Here is a 17,222-nt window from a genome sequence, read left to right on the forward strand (position 1 = left end):
CGGCCTCGGCGGGCTCGCCGTCGGCGGCGCGGATAGCCCGTGACGGGTGGTCGGCCTTGGCGGGCTCGCCGCCGCCGGCGGCGCGGATAGCCTTGACGGGTGGATCGGGCGCAGCTCGCAGACTTCCTCCGGCGCCGCCGGGAGGCGCTCCTCCCCAGCGACGTGGGCTTCGCGGCCGGGGTCCGCCGCCGCACCCAGGGCCTGCGCCGCGAGGAGGTGGCGCTGCTCGCCGGCATGTCGACCGACTACTACAGCCGCCTGGAGCAGCAGCGCGGCTCGCAGCCGTCCGAGCAGATGGTGGCCGCGATCGCCCGCGCGCTGCGGCTGGAGCCGGACGAGCGGGACCACCTGTACCTGCTGGCCGGCCACCAGGCCCCGCGCCGGCACGGCCCCTCGGCCGCGGTGGGCGCCGCCACGCTGCGCATCCTCGACCGGCTGCACGACACGCCGGCGGTGGTGATCAGTGACCTCGGCGAGACGCTCGCGCAGAACCGGCTCGCGGTCGCGCTCCTCGGTGAGCAGACCGGATACAGCGGGCTGGCCCGCGCGTTCGTCTGGCGGTGGTTCGTCGACCCGGCCGCCCGGCTGATCTACCCCGAGGCCGACCACGGGCACCACGCCCGCGTGCTCGTCGCCAACCTGCGTGCGGCCGCCGCGCGGCGCGGCGGCGACCCGTTCGTGCGCGAGCTCGTGGCGAGCCTCACCGCGGCGAGCCCGGAGTTCGTGGCGCTGTGGGAGCGGCACGAGGTGGCGGTGCGGCGGATGGACACCAAGCGGATCGTCCATCCCGAGCTCGGCGTGATCGAGCTGGACTGCCAGGGTTTCGTGGCGGAGAGCGAGGCGCAGCGGCTGCTCGTGTACACCGCGACGCCCGGCAGCCGCGCTGCCGAGCAGCTGGAGACCCTCGCGCGCCGAGAAGGAATACTGACCCCGGGCATCTAGTTCAAAGTTGAACGAAAGCAGGACTAGAGGCAGGATGGGTGAGATGCAGTTCGGGATCTTCTCCGTCGGCGACGTCACGCCGGACCCGACGAACGGCACGGTGCCGACGGAGCACGAGCGGATCAAGGCGATGGTGGCGATCGCGCTCAAGGCCGAGGAGATGGGCCTGGACGTCTTCGCGACCGGCGAGCACCACAACCCGCCCTTCGTCCCGTCGTCGCCGACCACCTTCCTCGGGTACGTGGCGGCCCGCACGAAGCGGCTGATCCTCTCCACGGCGACCACGCTCATCACCACGAACGACCCGGTGAAGATCGCCGAGGACTACGCGTACCTCCAGCACCTCGCGGACGGCCGCGTCGACCTCATGATGGGCCGCGGCAACACCGGCCCGGTCTACCCGTGGTTCGGTAAGGACATCCGCGACGGCATCGCGCTCGCGGTCGAAAACTACGCGCTGCTGCACCGCCTGTGGCGCGAGGAGGTCGTCGACTGGGAGGGCAAGTTCCGTACCCCGCTCCAGTCGTTCACCGCGACGCCCCGCCCGCTCGACGGCGTACCGCCGTTCGTCTGGCACGGCTCGATCCGCAGCCCACAGATCGCCGAGCAGGCCGCGTACTACGGCGACGGCTTCTTCCACAACAACATCTTCTGGCCCGTCGAGCACACCAAGCGCATGATCGAGCTGTACCGCCGGCGCTACGAGCACTACGGCCACGGCAGCGCCGACCAGGCGATCGTCGGCCTCGGCGGCCAGGTCTTCATGCGGCGCAACTCGCAGGACGCGGTCCGCGAGTTCCGGCCTTACTTCGACAACGCCCCGGTGTACGGGCACGGCCCGTCGCTGGAGGAGTTCACCGAGCAGACCCCGCTGACCGTGGGCAGCCCGCAGCAGGTGATCGACCGGACGATGACGTTCCGCGAGCACTTCGGCGACTACCAGCGGCAGCTGTTCCTGATGGACCACGCGGGCCTGCCGCTCAAGACCGTGCTGGAGCAGCTCGACATGCTCGGCGAGGAGGTCGTGCCGGTGCTGCGCCGCGAGATGGCCGCGCTGCGCCCCGCGCACGTGCCGGACGCGCCGACGCACGCTTCGCTGCGCGCGGCGGCTTCGGCCGCTTCTGCGGCTTCATCGGCGGCTTCTTCGGAGGTGGGCGCGTGAACGCACCCCACGAAAACGCTCCGCTTCGCTCCACGTTTACGCAGGGGCCCCGCAGCCGGCGTTCCCTCGTGGTGGTCTCGGCGGGGCTGAGCCAGCCCTCGTCCACCCGGCTGCTGGCCGACCAGCTGGCGGCGGCGACCCGCCGCCGGCTGGACGCGGACGCCGAGGCGGTCGACCTGCGCGACCGCGCGCACGACCTGACCAACCACCTGCTGACCGGCTTCCCCGCGCCCGAGCTCGAACGCGTCCTCGACGCGGTCGCGCACGCCGACGGCCTGATCGCGGTCACGCCGATCTTCAACGCGTCGTACAGCGGCCTGTTCAAGTCCTTCGTGGACGTACTGCCCGAGGGCACGCTCGCCGACAAGCCGGTGCTGATCGCCGCGACGGGTGGCACGGCCCGCCACTCGCTGGCCCTGGAGCACGCGATGCGCCCGCTCTTCGCCCACCTGCGGGCCGTGGTGGTGCCGACCGCGGTGTTCGCCGCGCCGGAGGACTGGGGCGGGGGCGCCACCGCGCACGGCCCGCTGGCGGCCCGGATCGAGCGCGCGGCGGCCGAGCTCGCGGTCGAGATCGAGCGCCGCGAACCGCCGGTCGTGCCCGACCCGTTCGACGAGCCGACCCCGTTCTCCGAGCTCCTCGGCGGTCAGTCCACTTAAGGCGGTGCTGTCACGTTCCGCCTGCCCGCGGGCGGGCTGGAACGCGAGCCGCGGGGGCCGGAAAGGCGATAGCCCGCCGAGGGAGGCGGGCTATCGCGGATCGCTATTCGGTTGTGCGGCCACCTGAGTGGCAATTACGGCTGTGCTTCGCCAGGCGTCCGATCGAAGACGCCGGAACGTGCCGCGTGGATGAAGTCTTGGAAGCACTGCCGGTTTACCGCCAGGACAGGGCCACCAGGTCCGGCCTTTGAGTCCCGTATGCCGATATAGCTATCCGAAAGCACGGCTATCTCGACGCAGTTGCTATTTCCATTGCCAGACCGACGGCTCTTTTTCCACCCGGCCGCCGACAGCACATGGTCGTTGGCCATGCTAACGTTTTCTCCAACTCTAGAAAGCAGCCCACATCGGCCCGCCGCAAGGATCTGCAACGGGCTGCACCTTCGTTAGTGCGCGCGGACGGAAGGGTACACCATCCGCCAGCCGTACAGGGGGGACTTGCGGGTGCTGAAGCTTACGGTGGGCGTGTCGTGTCTTCGACCTTCTGACGGTGCGGCAGTGGGCGGGGGACGCCAACCGTCAACTGTGATCTTGTAGCGAGGCGAGCCACACTTTCGATCTTGGGGAAATCGACGGTAGCTCAGTGCCGCATTCAGATAGTGACTGCCTCATCGCTAGTTGTCATACTGCAAGTGGCGGCGACGCAGTGATCGCTGTTAGTGACCACCGGTGAGGGGAACCGGAAATGACTGAACCTCTTGATCCCTCGATCTGCCGGCTGCGCCTGAGACGTGCCTTGCGAGAGGCGCGTATTGCGAGGGGTTTCAGCCAGAAAGACGTCGCCGAGGCCCAGGATTGGTCAGTGTCAAAGCTCTTGCGGATCGAGGGTGGAGCCGTCGGCGTGTCCACCACCGACCTGCGCGCGTTGTTGGAGCTGTACCAGCTCCGCGATCCCGACCTGGTCGGTCAGCTCACAAAATGGGCGCAAGCGGCTCGCCGATCACCATTGTCCGTCTACCGCGACGTGCTGAGCGCGGAGTTCCTCACGTACCTCAACTACGAGGGCTCGGCCGCCGTGCTGCGGCAGTGGGAACCTCTTCTCGTGCCGGGCCTGCTCCAAACCGAGGGCTATGCGAGAGCGATCATCGACGCCTTCGCGCCGGAAGAGAGTTCGGAGCGGATCATCGAACGGCAGATCGAGGCCCGGATGAGCCGGCAGGAGATCCTTCGCCAGCCGGACGCCCCCGAGATGTTCTTCATCGTGGACGAGTCCGTGCTACGCCGGCAGGTAGGTCGTAGCGACACGATGACCAAGCAGTTGGAGTACCTTCGTGACCAGGCGGAACGACCGCACATCTCGATCCAGATCCTGCCGTTTTCGGCGGGCGCTCACCGAAACATGCGGACGCCCTTCGTGATACTCGATTTCAAAGAGACAAACGTCGAGGATCTTCTGTTTCTGGAGAACCCGCGCGGCGACCTCCTCGACCGGGACGACGGTGAGGAGTTGGCCCTCTACCTCGCGAGCTTCTGGGACCTGGAGAGCCGGGCCCTCGCCACCCTCGAGACGGCCAGCACGATAGACGCCATTATCAGTGATCTCGGCTGAGCTGTTCGACGTGGGCACGACTGGGCGGGGAAGATCGATGCGAGGCCGCCGAAACGCGACCTCGCATTTGATCGACTGGGCTGCTTCTGATCTCACGCCGCTATCGGATAGATGACTCTTGCGGGCCGGAGCAATGCTGCCGGTGCTCCGATGATCGAGATCACTATCGGCGCCTCCCAACCGATGAGCGCCAGTGTGAGTGCTTGGGCGAAAACCACGATCACTATGACGATCGACAAGCGTCGCGGCTTTCGGTGGGGGACGGGTGTGATCGAGCACGCGTGCCGTCGTGGTGGAAACCTCATGGTCATTTCTGGCACCCTCTCTGCCTGCAGCCCGCTGGTCGGAACGGTATTCGCCGCGCGGGAGCGTTTGCTGCCGCTGTATCCCGCGGTGACAAGCCCTGCCTTCGAGATTACGTGCTGTTCGGGCGGCGAAATCATGCGGTCGCGGCAAGTGCCAATTGGTGCCGAGCACCCAAAATAACACGAAAGCCCTCCGCAGCAACAGAGGGCTTTCATGGCGCTTCCGAGGGACAAGCGTCTGGGCTGCAGGCGGTGCCGTGGAAGCAGCGCCGATCCGAGGAGAACCAGCCAGTCCAGTATGGCGCTGATATCGGCGGAACGGAAGTGCCCACAAGCCATGTGGCAGATCGGGAGGCGGAAAATTGGTCGTTGCGGGGAATGAGGGTCCCGCAATTCGCGAATCGTCAGGCGACCGGCTCGCCGTCGACGTAGACGGTTACGCCGGGCTTGCCGGTCCAGAAGGAGAGCAGGCCGGCGACCTTCTGGCTCTCGGGGAGCGGCGTGCGGTACGTCCACACCACGTCGTCGCGGACCGTGTCTCCCGCGCGCACCGACCAGTACGTGGCCTTGCCCTTGTACGGGCAGTGCGACTCCGTGGCGCTGGGCTGGAGCAGGTCGAGCCGCACGTCGGTCATCGGCAGGTAGTAGCGGGGCGGCAGCCCGGTCTCGAAGAGCACGTGCGGGCGGCTCGACTCGGCCACCGTCACGCCGTCGACCTCGACCCGGACGTGGCGGGAGCTGGCCAGCACGTCGATGCGCGTGTACGGGCTGCGCACGTGCACGTAGACCGGCTCGTCCTCCTCCAGCCACTCGTCCATCGCGTCCCAGTCGAAGCGCACCAGGTCGCGCAGCTCCTCGATCGGGGAGTCCGGGTGGCGCAGCGCGGCGTCGATCGCCTCGCGGTCGCCCACGCGCACGGTGTAGAGCTGGCCGTCGCCGCGGCTCGGGGAGTGCTTGGTGCGGTCGGTGGGCACGAGCACCTCGGGGCGCACGTCGGCGAGCGGCAGGTAGTAGGTGGGGTAGTAAGGGCTCTCCCACACGTACGCCGGCTTTGTCGTGTCGGCGATGACCTGGCCGTTGAAGACCACGCGGACCCGCTTGGCACCCTGCTCCACGCGTACCCGGCCACGCGCCGCCGGGGAAGCCGTCGAAGTAGTCATGTTGTCAACCAACCTGCCCGGGCGAGATCGAATTCCGGATATGGTGCACGCCGTGAGCAACCTCCTCAAGAGTGTCGCCGCCAGGCTGCGCAGGCGCCCGCGCCGCCCGGCGGTCACGACGACGACCATCACCGGCCGCACGCTCGTCTACGCCCCCAACCTGGACGGTGACGCCGACCCGGGTGAGATCGTGTGGACCTGGGTGGCGTACGAGGACGACCCGCGGCAGGGCAAGGACCGGCCGGTGCTGGTCGTGGGGCGCGACGGGCGCACGCTGCTCGGGCTGATGCTCTCCAGCAACGGCGACCGCGACGGGCAGCGCCACTGGTACTCGCTCGGCCCCGGCGCCTGGGACCGCGAGCAGCGCCCCAGCTGGGTGCGGCTCGACCGGGTGCTCACCGTGGACGAGGACGGTATCCGCCGCGAGGGCGCGGTGCTCGACCGGGTGCGCTTCGAGGCGGTGGCGCAGGCGCTCCGCACCGGTTACGGGTGGGCGTGACGGTGGCGCGGGAAGTACCTGAGCGCACGCCGTTCGCGACGATCGACGACATGCCCCCGCCGATGCGGGCGATGGTGCTCCAGGCGCTGGAGCGGATGGCCGCCGACCCGCAGATCCAGCGGGTGCGCGCGGCGGCGTGGCGGGCCCTCGACCCGCGGCCCGGGCAGCGCCTGCTCGACGCCGGGTGCGGGCTGGGCGAGGTGGCGCGCGACCTCGCGGCCGCCGTCGCACCCGGCGGAGAGGTCGTCGGCCTGGACGCCTCCGCCGTCGCGATCGCCGCCGCCACGGAGCGCGCCGGCGACGTCCCGGTGACCTTCGCCGTCGGCGACCTGCGGGCCCTCGACTTCGAAGACCAGACCTTCGACGGGGTACGGTCCGAGCGCGTGCTCCAGCACCTCGACGAACCGGACGCGGCCGTCGCCGAGCTCGTCCGGGTGACCCGCGCGGGCGGGCGGGTGTGCCTGGTCGACACCGACTGGACCTCGCTGGTCAGTGACGGGCTGCCGGACGACATGGTGGCCAGCATGTGGCAGCGGGCGACGGTGGCCCGCCAGCACCACGCCACGATGGGGCGTACGCTCCGGCGGCGCCTGGTCCGCGCCGGCCTGGTGGACGTGGTCTGCGAGCCGGTGCCGCTCTGGTTTACCGATCCGGACGAGGCGAGCACGGTGATCCCGGTCTTCAACCGGAGCGTGCCGCGCGAGGCCGGGTTCATCCCGGAGGAGCTGTGGGACCCGTGGTGGTCCGAAGTGGACCGTGCGGCGGAGGCGGGCGAGCTGCTCGCGTTCGTGACTATCTGGGTGGCCGCTGGCGTCCGCCCGTAGTGTCGCTCGGGTCGCCGACGACGCCGGCGAAGAGCGGCACCCCGGTCGGCGGGTGCACGATCGTGAAGGCGAACGGTACGTCGGCGCTGACTGAGATCTCCGGCGGCGGGCGCCACGAGGTGAGCGACATCAGCCCCGTGGCGGCGGCCGCCTCCGTGCCCCACTCGTCGACCGTGACGGTGGCCCGCTGGACCGCCCCGTCGACGCGCAGCCCGGGGTGGATGCCACCGAGGTCCGCCCCGGGCTCGAAGACCGTCCGGAGCCCGAGTGCCTTCATCGGGCGTACCAGATCGATGTGCGAGCCGTAATCGAACCGCGGCATGGCCAGCCGGACGTAGGCCGGCGCGAGTGATCGTGCGGCGGCGGCGAGCAGGTCGGGCGCGAGCAGCGCGTCCGGCGCCTGGTCGTCCGCCGGCACGACGAGCCGCAGGGCGAGGTCGGCGCCCTTGTACGGAAGCTCGACCGCCTGCCAGCCCGGGCCGGCCGCGTAGGCGAGGTCGGCGGTGAGGTGCATCATCGGCACCCGGACCGGACCGCCGGCGGCGGCGAAGTGCTCGTGGGTGGTCTCCGCCTCGGCGAACGGGTGGCGCCACTCGGCCTTGAGGTAGATCGCGTTGGCGAGCACCAGGCGGGTGGTGGGGGAGAGGGCGTCGAAGAGGCGCGGGATGCGGCCGGCGGTCGCCTCGTCCACCCAGGCGTTGATCACCTCGGCGCCGTCGCGGGCGAAGTCGACCGGGTGCACGCCGCTGCCGTAGTGGGTGGCCAGCGACCGCAGGAACGCGGCGCCGACCGGCAGGCCGTGCTGGGTGAACAGGCCGTTGGCGACGCGGGTGTGGGGGGTCGCGGTCGCCCGGGTGATCGCGTTGAACGCCTCGTGCGGGCCCGCGGCGGGAAAGCCGAGGACGCGGTCGATCTCCGCGGCCGTCTCGCCGCCGGCGCCGGCCCGGAGCATCGCGAACGCGTACGCGAGGGAGAGGGGCGAGCACACCCAGTTGGTGGTGGTGGCCCGCTCGGCCAGCGCGTGCCCCACCCGCGCGACGCCGGCGGCCACCTCGGCGACCGGCGCGTCCCCGGGCGGCGTGGCCCGCTCGACGCCTTCGGCCTTGAGGGTCGGGACGGCTGACATGCGGACAAGACTATGCGGCCGCGGGGGGGGGGGGGGCGGGCGCCGGGGGGGGGGGGGCGGGCCGGGGGGGGGGGGCCGGCGACCCCCGCCACCCCCCTCGGGGCCCGCGGGGGGGTGCCCCCCGCCCGCGGCCGCTCGCATCAGTCCCTTGTGGATCGTCAGGCGCTGTAGCCGCGCTCGGCGATCCAGTTGGCGACCGAGATGGTCGTCATCCAGTAGGTGCCACCGTTCGACGTGTCGTACGGGTCCGCGATCTGGAGCGTGCGCCCCTCGTCGCGGTAGCCGACGACGGTCAGGTAGTGCCCACCCTCGTACGAGTGCGCCTTACCGTCCACGTCCACGGCCGTGCCCTTGATGTTGGCCACGATCGGGTAGCCGTTGCCCAGGGCACGCACGGCGTCCGCCTGGAGGCGGTCCATCTCCGCCGGCTTGGCGGCCGGGCCGGGGATCTCCCGCGTACGGTAGAAGTCCGTCCCGTTCACGTCGTTGAGCACGCGCGTGGTCTCGTGCGCCGAATCGGTGCCGTTGACCGTCGTGCCCAGCTTGCCGGCCAGGTCCTCCTGGCTCAGCGCGTGCCCGGTCGCGGAGAGCGCGATGCGGGTCGCCGCCGGGGCGCAGAAGTAGTACGTGCTCTGCTCCTGGTAGCCGAAGCGGACCTGGGCCGCCTTCTTGGGCGTGGCCTTCTTGGCGTCGTCCTTCTTGGTGCTGTCGTGCACCGGCTTGGCGGTCCCGTCACCGTTGCCGGCGACGGTGGCCGTCACGGGCGCCGCCGCGCTGGCCGGTTCGTTGGCGGCCTGGATGGCCGCCGGACCGCCGACGGTGCCGACGGCGAGTGCCAACCCAGCGGCGAACATGGCAGGCCGTTGGAGCCGGTTCCTGTCGATGGACGAGAGCCATCGATCGAGGACGTGCTTCATCAGGGGGAACCCTTTCGTTTTGCTGGGGGATGATGGCGGCGCCTCGGGGGCGAGGCCCACCACACTTGCGCTGTCCGCGCGTCTTCGCGCTGTGCGCTTTTGCGCTGTGTGCTGTGCTGTGCGTGTGCGCTTTGCCAGCGCGTCTTCGCGCCTGTCCGCGGCATCCATTGGTACTCGCCGCAAACGCAGCGGCACGCGCGGTGGGGTTCCGGCGTGCCGGGCATTTCAACCGGCCGGTAACCCGATCCATTCCCGGGCCCGGGGCGTGGACAAGGCCACTGGCCGGCGTGACCCGGGCGTCCCATATCGGCCCGGCCGGTCCGGGTCAGATTTCCGGTCCGGACGTCTGTGGCCTGCGGGTCCGCCGTGCCCGGGCGCCCGCCGGGCGGGTCGTATCCGGCACCCGGCGGACCGTTGTCCGGGGCCGCGGGGGCGGCTCTTCGCGCCCGCCAGGGCGGCTTTGTGGGCCCGCCGGGGTGGCCTTTGGGGGCCCGCCGGGGTGGCCGCCCTCGGCCCGCGGGTCATGTGGACGGGGCCTTGGGGTCCGGGGGCGGTCGCCCCGGCGGGTCGAATGTGCGGGGCCGGTCAGCTCACTGGACTGGCCCGTCCGGCTTCTTCGTCACGTGCCAGAACCCGGCAACGGCCACCACCGCGCCCAGGAAGGCGACAAACGGCGGCAGGACCGCGGCCGCGATCGCCAGCGCGAAGAACCCGATCACGACGGCCCAGAGGACCCGCGTGCCCCCACTCACGTACCACTCCCGTTGTCGTGCGGTAGTGGCCGGCGCAGGGGGCCCCGGCGGTGCGGGCCGACGACCCGCACAGGATGTAGAACGAGCGACGGCCGCCTGGGGCGCGGCCCGACCCCTCGTCGCCGGGCCCATGCCAACGCCGGCCCGCCCCCGGATATGCCGCGGCCCGCCGTCGTTACGTGGGCGTGTGGTCGGTTTCGCCATGTGTCGCGCGCGATGTCGCTTGTGGGGGCCGGTGCGGCGATCGCATGGTGATGCGCGGAGCTCTCGAGCTGCTCGCACAGACGGGGCACGCATGCCGGTTGCCCGGGGGCCAAGCCGTCCGTGGTGAATCGCTGCTCCTGGGGGCGCTTTCCCGCTCTTACCCCGGCCCCTTCCTCGGAGCCGGCGGCCGTCTGGGGTCCGTGCGTCCACGACCCTTCACCACCGCGCCGCCGCCGGCGGACGGATGTGTGTGTGCGGGAAGCTCTGGAGCGGCCCCGTCTGTGCTCCCCCGGCAGCGCCAGCTCGCCACCGGCCCCAGCGGTGCGGGAGCCCCAGCGGGACACGCGAAAACCGATCGTGGTATTTCGGTGCCCGCCTGGGGGCACTCATGTACCACGATCTGGTGCCGCTGAGCCGAGGAGACCGGGCGCGCTGCGACCGGGGGTCAGGCGGAGGTGGGGGCTGGCGCGGAGGTGGCGGCTGCGGCGCGGCGGGAGCGGCGCCACTTGGTGACGATGACCGTGGTGGCGACCAGGCCGAGGCCGGCCGGGGCGATGGCGAACCAGTTGATGTCGCCGGGCGACGCCACCGCGGCGCCCATCGCGGCGTAGCCGAAGGCGGACGGGACCGAGGCCAGCACGCTGCCGATCAGGAACGGGCGCAGCCGCGCGCCGGTCGTGCCGTAGCCGTAGCTGATCAGGCCGAAACCACCCACCGGGAGCAGGCGCACCGTGACCACGCCGAGCACGCTCTGCCGCGCGAACCAGCCGTCCAGGCGGGCCAGGCGGCCGCGGACGCGTTCGGCCACGAAGTCGCGGCCCAGCGTGCGGCCGACCGCGAAGCCCAGCGCGGCGGCGAGCAGCGCGGCACCGAGCGCGTAGCTGGCGCCGCCGACCGTGCCGAAGAGCGCGCCCCACGCGAACGACACCAGCGTGCGCGGGACGAGTACCACCATCATCAGCGCGCCGAGCACGATGGCCGCGGGCGGCGCGAGCGGGCCCAGCCGGTCGACCAGGCGGGGCGCGTCGGAGAGTTCGGGCTGGGGGAGGAGGAACACGGTCAGGCCGAACACGGCGAGCAGCGCCACCAGCAGCGCGAAGCGGGCGACGGAACGCTGCCGGAGCAGGCCCGCCCAGCGGCGCAGCCGGGCCGTCACGACGCCGCCGTCGCGGCCATGCGCTCCGCTCTGAGGCGGTCGGACCAGGTGTCGTCGAGGGGCGGCAGCGAGTCGTACCCGGTGGCCCAGCGCAGCAGCAGGTCGGCGATGGCCGGGTTGCGGGACAGGGCCGGGCCGTGCGAGTACGTGCCGAGCAGCTTGCCCCGCCACGCTCCCTCGGTCGTACCGTCGTTGCCGATGCCGGTGCTGACCCGGGCCAGCGGCGACACGCCCGGGCCCAGGTGGGTGCGGCCGCCGTGGTTTTCGAACCCGGTCAGCGGGGGCAGGCCCAGCCGCGGGTCGATCGGGCCGCCGAGCTCGCCGACCGCGCGGGTCGGGCCCCGGTCGGAGCGGAAGTCGAGCAGGTCCAGGCCGGCGTACTGGGTGCCCTTGGCGAAGAACGCGCCGCCGAGCAGCTGGTATCCGGCGCACACCGCGAACACCACCGAGCCCTGCGCCACCGCCCGGTGCAGTCCGCCGTCGGCGATCAGCCGCTGCGCCGCGAGCGCCTGCGGGCCGTCTTCGCCGCCGCCGAGCAGGTAGATGTCGGCGTTGGTGGGCAGCGGCTGGTCGGAGCGCACCTCCAAGGTCCGCACCGGGAGCCCGCGCAGCGCGGCCCGGCGGGCGAGGATGAGCAGGTTGCCCCGGTCGCCGTACGTGGACAGCAGGTCCGGATAGATCCAGACGATGCTGATCGTGCTGTCAGAGGACACGGTCGAGCTCCGCTCGGATGTCTTGGAACGCGGTGTAGTTGGCGATCACTTCCAGGCGGCCGGGCGGCACCAGCTTCACCGCCTCGACGAAGGTACGTACGTGCTGGAACGGCACGCCGTTCACTTCGAGGCGTACCGCCAGGTCGTACGCACGGTCACCGGTGATGAGGACCTGCCGGCCGCGCAGCGGGCTGAAGTCGACGTCGAACAGCCAGGACGTGTCGAGCCCGTCGGGATCGCGCGCGTTGATCGAGAGCAGCGTCGGCGCCGCGTCGGCCATGTCGAACGCCTCCAGCCAGCTGGCCGGGTTTTTCGCGAGCAGCAGCCGGATGTTGCGCCCGTCGCGGACCACTTGAGCGTACCGGCCGGCGACCGAGGCCACGGTGGAAAGCCGGGAGACCGCGTCGGTCGGGCGGACGCCGAACTGGGCCGCGACCGCGAGCGCGGTGGCCGCGTTGCCGAGGTTGACCCGGCCGGGGAGCTGGAGCGAGATCTTGTGCCAGGCGCCGCGCGGGTCGACCACCCCGTCGTCCTCGACCACCCACTGCGGCACCGGCCGGCGCAGCGAGCAGCCGGTGCACCACCACTGGTCGGCCTGGCGCTCGATCGGCGAGCCGCACTCGGGACAGACCCACGAGTCGTCGTGCCACCGCTGGCCGGCGCTGAACCAGGTGACGGCCGGCGAGCCGGCGGCGGCCCACACCACCATCGGGTCGTCCGCGTTGGCCACCACGTGCACGCTCGGGTGCTCGGCGAGGGCGGTGCGCCACAGCTGGGCCATCATCGCGACCTCTTTGGCCCGGTCGAGCTGGTCGCGGGAGAGGTTGAGCAGGGCCACCACGCGCGGCTCGGTGGCGGCCAGCACCTTCGCCAGGTAGTGCTCGTCGACCTCCAGCACCGCGTACGGCGTCTGGCCGGCCTTGGCGAGCGCCGAGGTGTGGCCGGTCGGCATGTTGGCGCCGAAGCCGTTCGTCGCGACCGGCCCGAGCACGCCGACCGCCGCCGCGGCCAGGCGGGTGGTGGTCGTCTTGCCGTTGGTGCCGGAGATCAGGGCGATCGCGCGTCCGGCGGCCAGGTGGGCGAGGAGGTCGGGGTCGATCTTCAGGCCGATCCAGCCGCCGATCACCGAACCGTCGCCGCGCCCCGCCGCTCGCGACAGGGCGGCCGCCGTGCGGGAGACCGAGCTGGCGACCTTCGCCCGCAGGGGCATCTTGCCGTCCGTCACGGTGGCGAGGTTACCAACGCGGACTGGATCTCCACTGTCGCGTCAGGAAGCCGTCGGAACAGCACGAAGTCTGTGGTGATACTCACGGTGATTCGTCTACGGAGAGTCAATTCACGTGCGACAGAGCGTCGCGACATTTAGGGCAGTGGCCTTAACGATCGCTCATTTATCTCAGTGCCAACTTCTTATTGTGAGATCACAATTACGCTGCGTCTATGGAGGCATCCGCTAGAAACGGTGGGCCGGGTCGTCACCCGGCCGCACCGCCGGGACACGCCGAGCCCTGCCCTCCCGTGTGGTGCGGACCCCTGGAGGCAGACAACGGAATAGCGGGCAGGGACGGGGGACCCAGGATCGCGGTCCCGACCCACCGGGCAATGGCCCGGCTGGGAGTGACCTTGGGGTGAGGCCGCCACGTGGCGGCCGGGCAATCCTTCCCGCCCGAACCCGACAGCTCACCTCGTAGGCGTGCCGGAGGGAAAACACATCGTGCGCGAACACAGTTCGGGCCGACGCGTGCTGCCCACGAAAAGCCGAGCCGGCCGGCTCGCGCTCGCCGTGGGGTTGTGCGTGTGCGCCGGCCAGCTCCTGGCCGGGCCGGCGTCCGCCGGCACCGCGCCGGCGACGACCAGCACCGTCACCACCACCAACGCCAGCGCCGTCGCCTCGGTGACGCCGCGGGTGACGATCACCCGGAGTGCCGCCCAGATCTCGCAGGGCGCCACGCTCCGGCTCACCGCCAAGATCACCGATCCGCGTACCGGAAAGGGGGTCTGGGGCGGCAGCGTCCAGTTCCAGATCTGGAAGGGGCGGTGGGTCAGCACCGGGACCCGCCCGGTCTACTCCACCGGCCTGGCCATCCTCTCCATCCGTCCATCCGGGACCTACACCTACCGGGCCGTCTACAGCGGACACGGGGCGCTCAAGGGTGCCGCCACCGGTTCGGTCAAGGTCACGGTGGTCGCCGGCCGCGCCAAGGTGCTCGCCGAGGCGCGCAAGCACGTCGGCAAGCCGTACCGGTACGGGGCGACGGGTCCGTCCGCCTTCGACTGCTCCGGCTTCACCAAGTACGTGTACCGCATGGCCACCGGCAAGGTGCTGCCGCACAAGGCGAACGACCAGCAGCGGTCCGGGGTCGGCGTGGCCAAGAGCAAGATGCAGCCGGGCGACCTGATCGTGATCCGCTCCGGGTCGTACGGCACGCACGCCGGCATCTACGCCGGGGGCGGCTACATGTACGACGCGCCGCGCCCGGGTGTGCGGGTCGGCAAGCACAAGATCTGGTCCACCAACTACGTGGTCCGGCGGCTCGCCTAGGAGTCCCCGTGTGTGAGGGGGCCGGCCGGGACCCCGGCCTCCCCGCACCCTCCACTTTCCTCCCTATCTCCTGAACATCCCCCATCCCCCCAACGATCCAGGGCAAGCCCGTCCGGGTTTGCCCTGGATCGTGTTTGGCGCCGGTTGGGGCCCCGGGCCTGTCGCCATCCAGACCCTCCACCACGCTCCACCGCATTTGACGTGCGGTTTTGTCAAGAGGGTCAGCCGACCAACGCTGCGATTCCGGTTGCGAGTGGAGGGAAGTGGAGTACAGTGGGGCGCAGTGGCAGGGTTACTCACCGGAGGGACCCGCCGGCCCCGGGGGATAGCGGCTCCGCGAAAGCCGCGAAAGGCGAGGGGGTGGGCCGATGTTTCTCGGCACCCACACTCCGCGCCTGGACGAAAAGGGCCGGTTGATCCTTCCGGCGAAGTTTCGAGACGAGCTGGCGGGAGGTGTCGTGATCACAAAAGGGCAGGAGCGCTGTCTCTACGTCTTCCCGGCGCCGGAGTTCCAGCGGATCGCCGGCCAGCTGCGCGAGACGCCGATGACGCACAAGGCGGCTCGGGCCTACAGCCGGGTGTTCTTCGCGAGCGCCCACGACGAGGTGCCCGACAAGCAGGGCCGGGTGACGATCCCGGGCCACCTGCGGGAGTACGCCGGGCTGAGCCGCGAGCTCGTCGTGATCGGTGCGAGCACCCGGGTGGAGATCTGGGACAAGCAAGCGTGGGACACCTATCTCTCCGAGAGCGAAGAGGACTTCGCGGGCATCGAGGAGGGGGTGCTGCCCGGAGGACTGTAAGGGCTGGCAGACGCCGTACTGCGAGATCTCCAGCCGCTCCTGCTCCTGACGTCTCTTCCCCGATGTCAGGCGCGTCCCGGCCTCCCCGCGAAGGAGGCGTACGGAAGGGCGGATGGGGATCTGGCAGTACGGCGCACGGTTCTTCGGCACCGGGCGCATGCGCACACGGGCGGGTCACTGGGGGTCGAGATGGGGGAGCTGCGCGGCACTCACGTGCCGGTGCTGCTGGAGCGGTGCCTCGCGCTGCTCGCGCCCGCGCTCGACCGCGGTGACCGCACCACCGTGCACGTGGACGCCACCCTCGGCCTCGGCGGTCACGCGGAGGCGGTGCTCCGGGCACACCCGCGGACCGTCCTGATCGGACTCGACCGGGACCCGGAGGCGCTCGCACACGCGCGGGCGCGGCTGGAGCCGTTCGCGGAGCGGGTCCACCTGGTGCACGCCGTCTACGACGAGCTGCCCCAGGTGCTCGACCGGCTCGGCTACGAGTGGGTCGACGGCGTCCTCTTCGACCTCGGCGTCTCGTCCCTGCAACTCGACGCGCCCGACCGCGGGTTCGCGTACGCGCAGGACGCGCCGCTGGACATGCGGATGGACCAGACCACCGGTCGCACGGCCGAGGAGGTCGTCAACACGTACGAGGCACCCGAGCTGACCAGGGTGCTGCGGGTGTACGGCGAGGAGAGGTTCGCCGCACGGATCGCCGCGACGATCGTGCGGGAACGGGCGAAGAAACCCATCACCTCGTCGGCACGGCTGGCCGATCTGGTGCGGGACGCGATACCCGCGCCGGCCCGGCGGACCGGGGGGCACCCGGCCAAGAGAACGTTCCAGGCACTTCGCATCGAGGTGAACGGCGAGCTGGCGGCGCTTTCGACGGCGCTGCCGGCCGCGCTCGACGCCCTCGCGCCGGGCGGCCGCGTGGTGATCCTCTCCTACCACTCGCTGGAGGACCGGATCACCAAGCGGGCGCTCGCCGCGCGGGCGCGGAGCACCGGGCCGGTCGACCTGCCGGTCGAGCTGCCCGGCACCGGGCCGACGCTGCGGCTGCTCAGCCGCGGCGCCGAGCTCCCGAGCGACGAGGAGGTCGCGGCCAACCCGCGCGCCGCATCGGTGCGGCTGCGGGCCGCGGCCCGGATCGAAGAGGTTTGAGCGGCATGGGCGCGCAGCGAAGCGGAGCGCGCATGTGCCGCGGTTCTTGGAGGGAGGGGACATGAACGCCAGCAAGCGCTACACACCGCGGTCGGGGGGCCGGACCGCGGCGCGGGAGCACCAGACGGTGGGCAACACAGCGCTGAAGACCGAGGTGATCAACACAGAGCCGGCTTCCGCGGCCCCGGGGGGCGCACCGCGGGAGCGCAAGGTCGTGCCGTGGCTGCGGGTCGCGCCGCCGCTGCCGGTGGCGGTGCCGAGAGCGCCGTTCATCGCGCTGATCCTGGTCGTCGTGGTCGGCGGCGTCCTGGGCATCCTCGTGGTCAACACGAAGATCAACGAAAACGCCTTCCGGCTCAGCGAGCTGCGCGAGCGGCAGACCTCGCTGGACGTCCAGGAGCAGCAGCTCAAGCAGGAGATCGCGCGGGCCGAGGACCCGGGCAACCTCACCGCCCAGGCGCACCGGCTGGGTCTCGTGGAGGGCACCCCGGTCCAGATCCGGCTCCCGGACGGCCGGGTCACCGGCATGATGACGCCGGCCACGCAGCCGCCGTCGATCACCAGCCAGCAGGACACCGGCACCGGCGACCCGGGTACCGGGCAGACCGGCACCGGTACGGGCACCGGCCAGACGGGCACGGGCACGAGCGGTGACAACCAGCAGGGGACCGGCACCGACCAGCAGCCGACGGAGTAGGTG

Annotated in this window: 18 protein-coding genes, 1 pseudogene and 1 riboswitch; of the genes and pseudogenes, 11 read left to right on the plus strand and 8 right to left on the minus strand. The window is 71.3% G+C overall.

Annotation, left to right across the window (positions count from 1 at the left end; genetic code table 11):
- Positions 1–99: 99 nt before the first annotated feature.
- From RB614_RS08180 to RB614_RS08190, 3 genes are read left to right on the plus strand one after another with little or no spacing between them, the layout of a single operon-like run.
- Complete coding sequence (locus RB614_RS08180) at positions 100–942, plus strand: helix-turn-helix transcriptional regulator (RefSeq protein ID WP_308711772.1); 843 nt, start codon at positions 100–102, stop codon at positions 940–942.
- Between the two features lie 43 nt (positions 943–985).
- Complete coding sequence (locus RB614_RS08185) at positions 986–2,104, plus strand: LLM class flavin-dependent oxidoreductase (protein WP_308711773.1); 1,119 nt, start codon at positions 986–988, stop codon at positions 2,102–2,104.
- Positions 2,101–2,763 (plus strand): FMN reductase, encoded by a 663-nt coding sequence (locus tag RB614_RS08190; RefSeq protein WP_308711774.1) that lies wholly within the window; start codon positions 2,101–2,103, stop codon positions 2,761–2,763. The genes RB614_RS08185 and RB614_RS08190 overlap by 4 nt, the downstream gene beginning before the upstream one ends.
- 134 nt (positions 2,764–2,897) lie before the next feature.
- Here RB614_RS08190 and RB614_RS08195 read toward each other — a convergent pair whose 3' ends face one another.
- Entirely contained in the window at positions 2,898–3,134 is a 237-nt protein-coding gene (locus tag RB614_RS08195; RefSeq protein ID WP_308711775.1) for a DUF397 domain-containing protein, read from the minus strand.
- Positions 3,135–3,508: 374 nt separating this feature from the next.
- Between RB614_RS08195 and RB614_RS08200 the strand changes: the two genes are divergently transcribed.
- Positions 3,509–4,372: a helix-turn-helix domain-containing protein gene (locus RB614_RS08200; protein WP_308711776.1), complete on the plus strand. Its 864-nt coding sequence runs from the start codon at positions 3,509–3,511 to the stop codon at positions 4,370–4,372.
- 150 nt (positions 4,373–4,522) lie between these two features.
- The gene (locus RB614_RS08205) at positions 4,523–4,858 is read left to right on the plus strand and encodes a hypothetical protein (RefSeq protein ID WP_308711777.1); all 336 of its coding nucleotides are present in this window, start codon (positions 4,523–4,525) and stop codon (positions 4,856–4,858) included.
- 223 nt (positions 4,859–5,081) lie between these two features.
- Here RB614_RS08205 and RB614_RS08210 read toward each other — a convergent pair whose 3' ends face one another.
- Complete coding sequence (locus tag RB614_RS08210; protein ID WP_308711778.1) at positions 5,082–5,837, minus strand: DUF427 domain-containing protein; 756 nt, start codon at positions 5,835–5,837, stop codon at positions 5,082–5,084.
- Positions 5,838–5,889: 52 nt separating this feature from the next.
- On the opposite strand from RB614_RS08210, the gene RB614_RS08215 reads away from it, so the two are divergent.
- Together RB614_RS08215 and RB614_RS08220 are read left to right on the plus strand one after the other, a co-directional pair.
- The gene (locus RB614_RS08215; RefSeq protein WP_308711779.1) at positions 5,890–6,336 is read left to right on the plus strand and encodes a type II toxin-antitoxin system PemK/MazF family toxin; all 447 of its coding nucleotides are present in this window, start codon (positions 5,890–5,892) and stop codon (positions 6,334–6,336) included.
- A 2-nt stretch (positions 6,337–6,338) separates the two neighbouring features.
- A complete protein-coding gene (locus RB614_RS08220) occupies positions 6,339–7,160 on the plus strand; it encodes a methyltransferase domain-containing protein (RefSeq protein WP_308711780.1) in 822 nt (273 codons plus the stop codon).
- On the opposite strand, the gene RB614_RS08225 is transcribed toward RB614_RS08220, so the two are convergent.
- The 6 genes from RB614_RS08225 to RB614_RS08250 all read right to left on the minus strand — a co-directional run bounded on the left by RB614_RS08225 (position 7,129) and on the right by RB614_RS08250 (position 13,238).
- Positions 7,129–8,286, minus strand: a complete 1,158-nt coding sequence (locus RB614_RS08225) for a serpin family protein (protein WP_308711781.1) — start codon at positions 8,284–8,286, stop codon at positions 7,129–7,131. The genes RB614_RS08220 and RB614_RS08225 overlap by 32 nt on opposite strands.
- A 158-nt stretch (positions 8,287–8,444) precedes the next feature.
- Positions 8,445–9,203, minus strand: coding sequence for a C39 family peptidase (locus RB614_RS08230; RefSeq protein ID WP_308711782.1), 759 nt, complete (start codon positions 9,201–9,203; stop codon positions 8,445–8,447).
- Positions 9,204–9,793: 590 nt separating this feature from the next.
- Entirely contained in the window at positions 9,794–9,955 is a 162-nt protein-coding gene (locus RB614_RS08235; protein ID WP_308711783.1) for a hypothetical protein, read from the minus strand.
- Between the two features lie 649 nt (positions 9,956–10,604).
- Positions 10,605–11,315: a TVP38/TMEM64 family protein gene (locus tag RB614_RS08240; RefSeq protein ID WP_308711784.1), complete on the minus strand. Its 711-nt coding sequence runs from the start codon at positions 11,313–11,315 to the stop codon at positions 10,605–10,607.
- Positions 11,312–12,028, minus strand: coding sequence for a type 1 glutamine amidotransferase (locus RB614_RS08245; protein ID WP_308711785.1), 717 nt, complete (start codon positions 12,026–12,028; stop codon positions 11,312–11,314). Before RB614_RS08245 ends, RB614_RS08240 begins: the two co-directional genes overlap by 4 nt.
- On the minus strand, positions 12,018–13,238 hold the full coding sequence (locus RB614_RS08250; protein WP_308711879.1) for a Mur ligase family protein: 1,221 nt from the start codon (positions 13,236–13,238) through the stop codon (positions 12,018–12,020). The genes RB614_RS08245 and RB614_RS08250 overlap by 11 nt, the downstream gene beginning before the upstream one ends.
- 333 nt (positions 13,239–13,571) lie before the next feature.
- Positions 13,572–13,737: riboswitch (cyclic di-AMP (ydaO/yuaA leader) on the plus strand.
- Positions 13,738–13,769: 32 nt separating this feature from the next.
- On the opposite strand from RB614_RS08250, the gene RB614_RS08255 reads away from it, so the two are divergent.
- The 4 genes and pseudogenes from RB614_RS08255 (at position 13,770) to ftsL (ending at position 17,219) form a co-directional block, all read left to right on the plus strand.
- Positions 13,770–14,570, plus strand: a complete 801-nt coding sequence (locus RB614_RS08255; RefSeq protein WP_308711786.1) for a C40 family peptidase — start codon at positions 13,770–13,772, stop codon at positions 14,568–14,570.
- A 368-nt stretch (positions 14,571–14,938) separates the two neighbouring features.
- Positions 14,939–15,370 carry a division/cell wall cluster transcriptional repressor MraZ gene (mraZ, locus tag RB614_RS08260; protein WP_308711787.1) on the plus strand — a complete coding sequence of 144 codons (432 nt, stop codon included), beginning with the start codon at positions 14,939–14,941 and terminating at the stop codon, positions 15,368–15,370.
- 189 nt (positions 15,371–15,559) lie between these two features.
- Positions 15,560–16,513: pseudogene (gene rsmH / locus RB614_RS08265) on the plus strand (16S rRNA (cytosine(1402)-N(4))-methyltransferase RsmH); the annotation flags it as partial.
- Positions 16,514–16,583: 70 nt separating this feature from the next.
- Entirely contained in the window at positions 16,584–17,219 is a 636-nt protein-coding gene (ftsL, locus tag RB614_RS08270) for a cell division protein FtsL (RefSeq protein ID WP_308711788.1), read from the plus strand.
- The last annotated feature ends 3 nt before the right edge of the window (positions 17,220–17,222 follow it).

The organism is Phytohabitans maris (assembly GCF_031085175.1).
Classification (GTDB): Bacteria; Actinomycetota; Actinomycetes; order Mycobacteriales; family Micromonosporaceae; genus Phytohabitans; species Phytohabitans maris.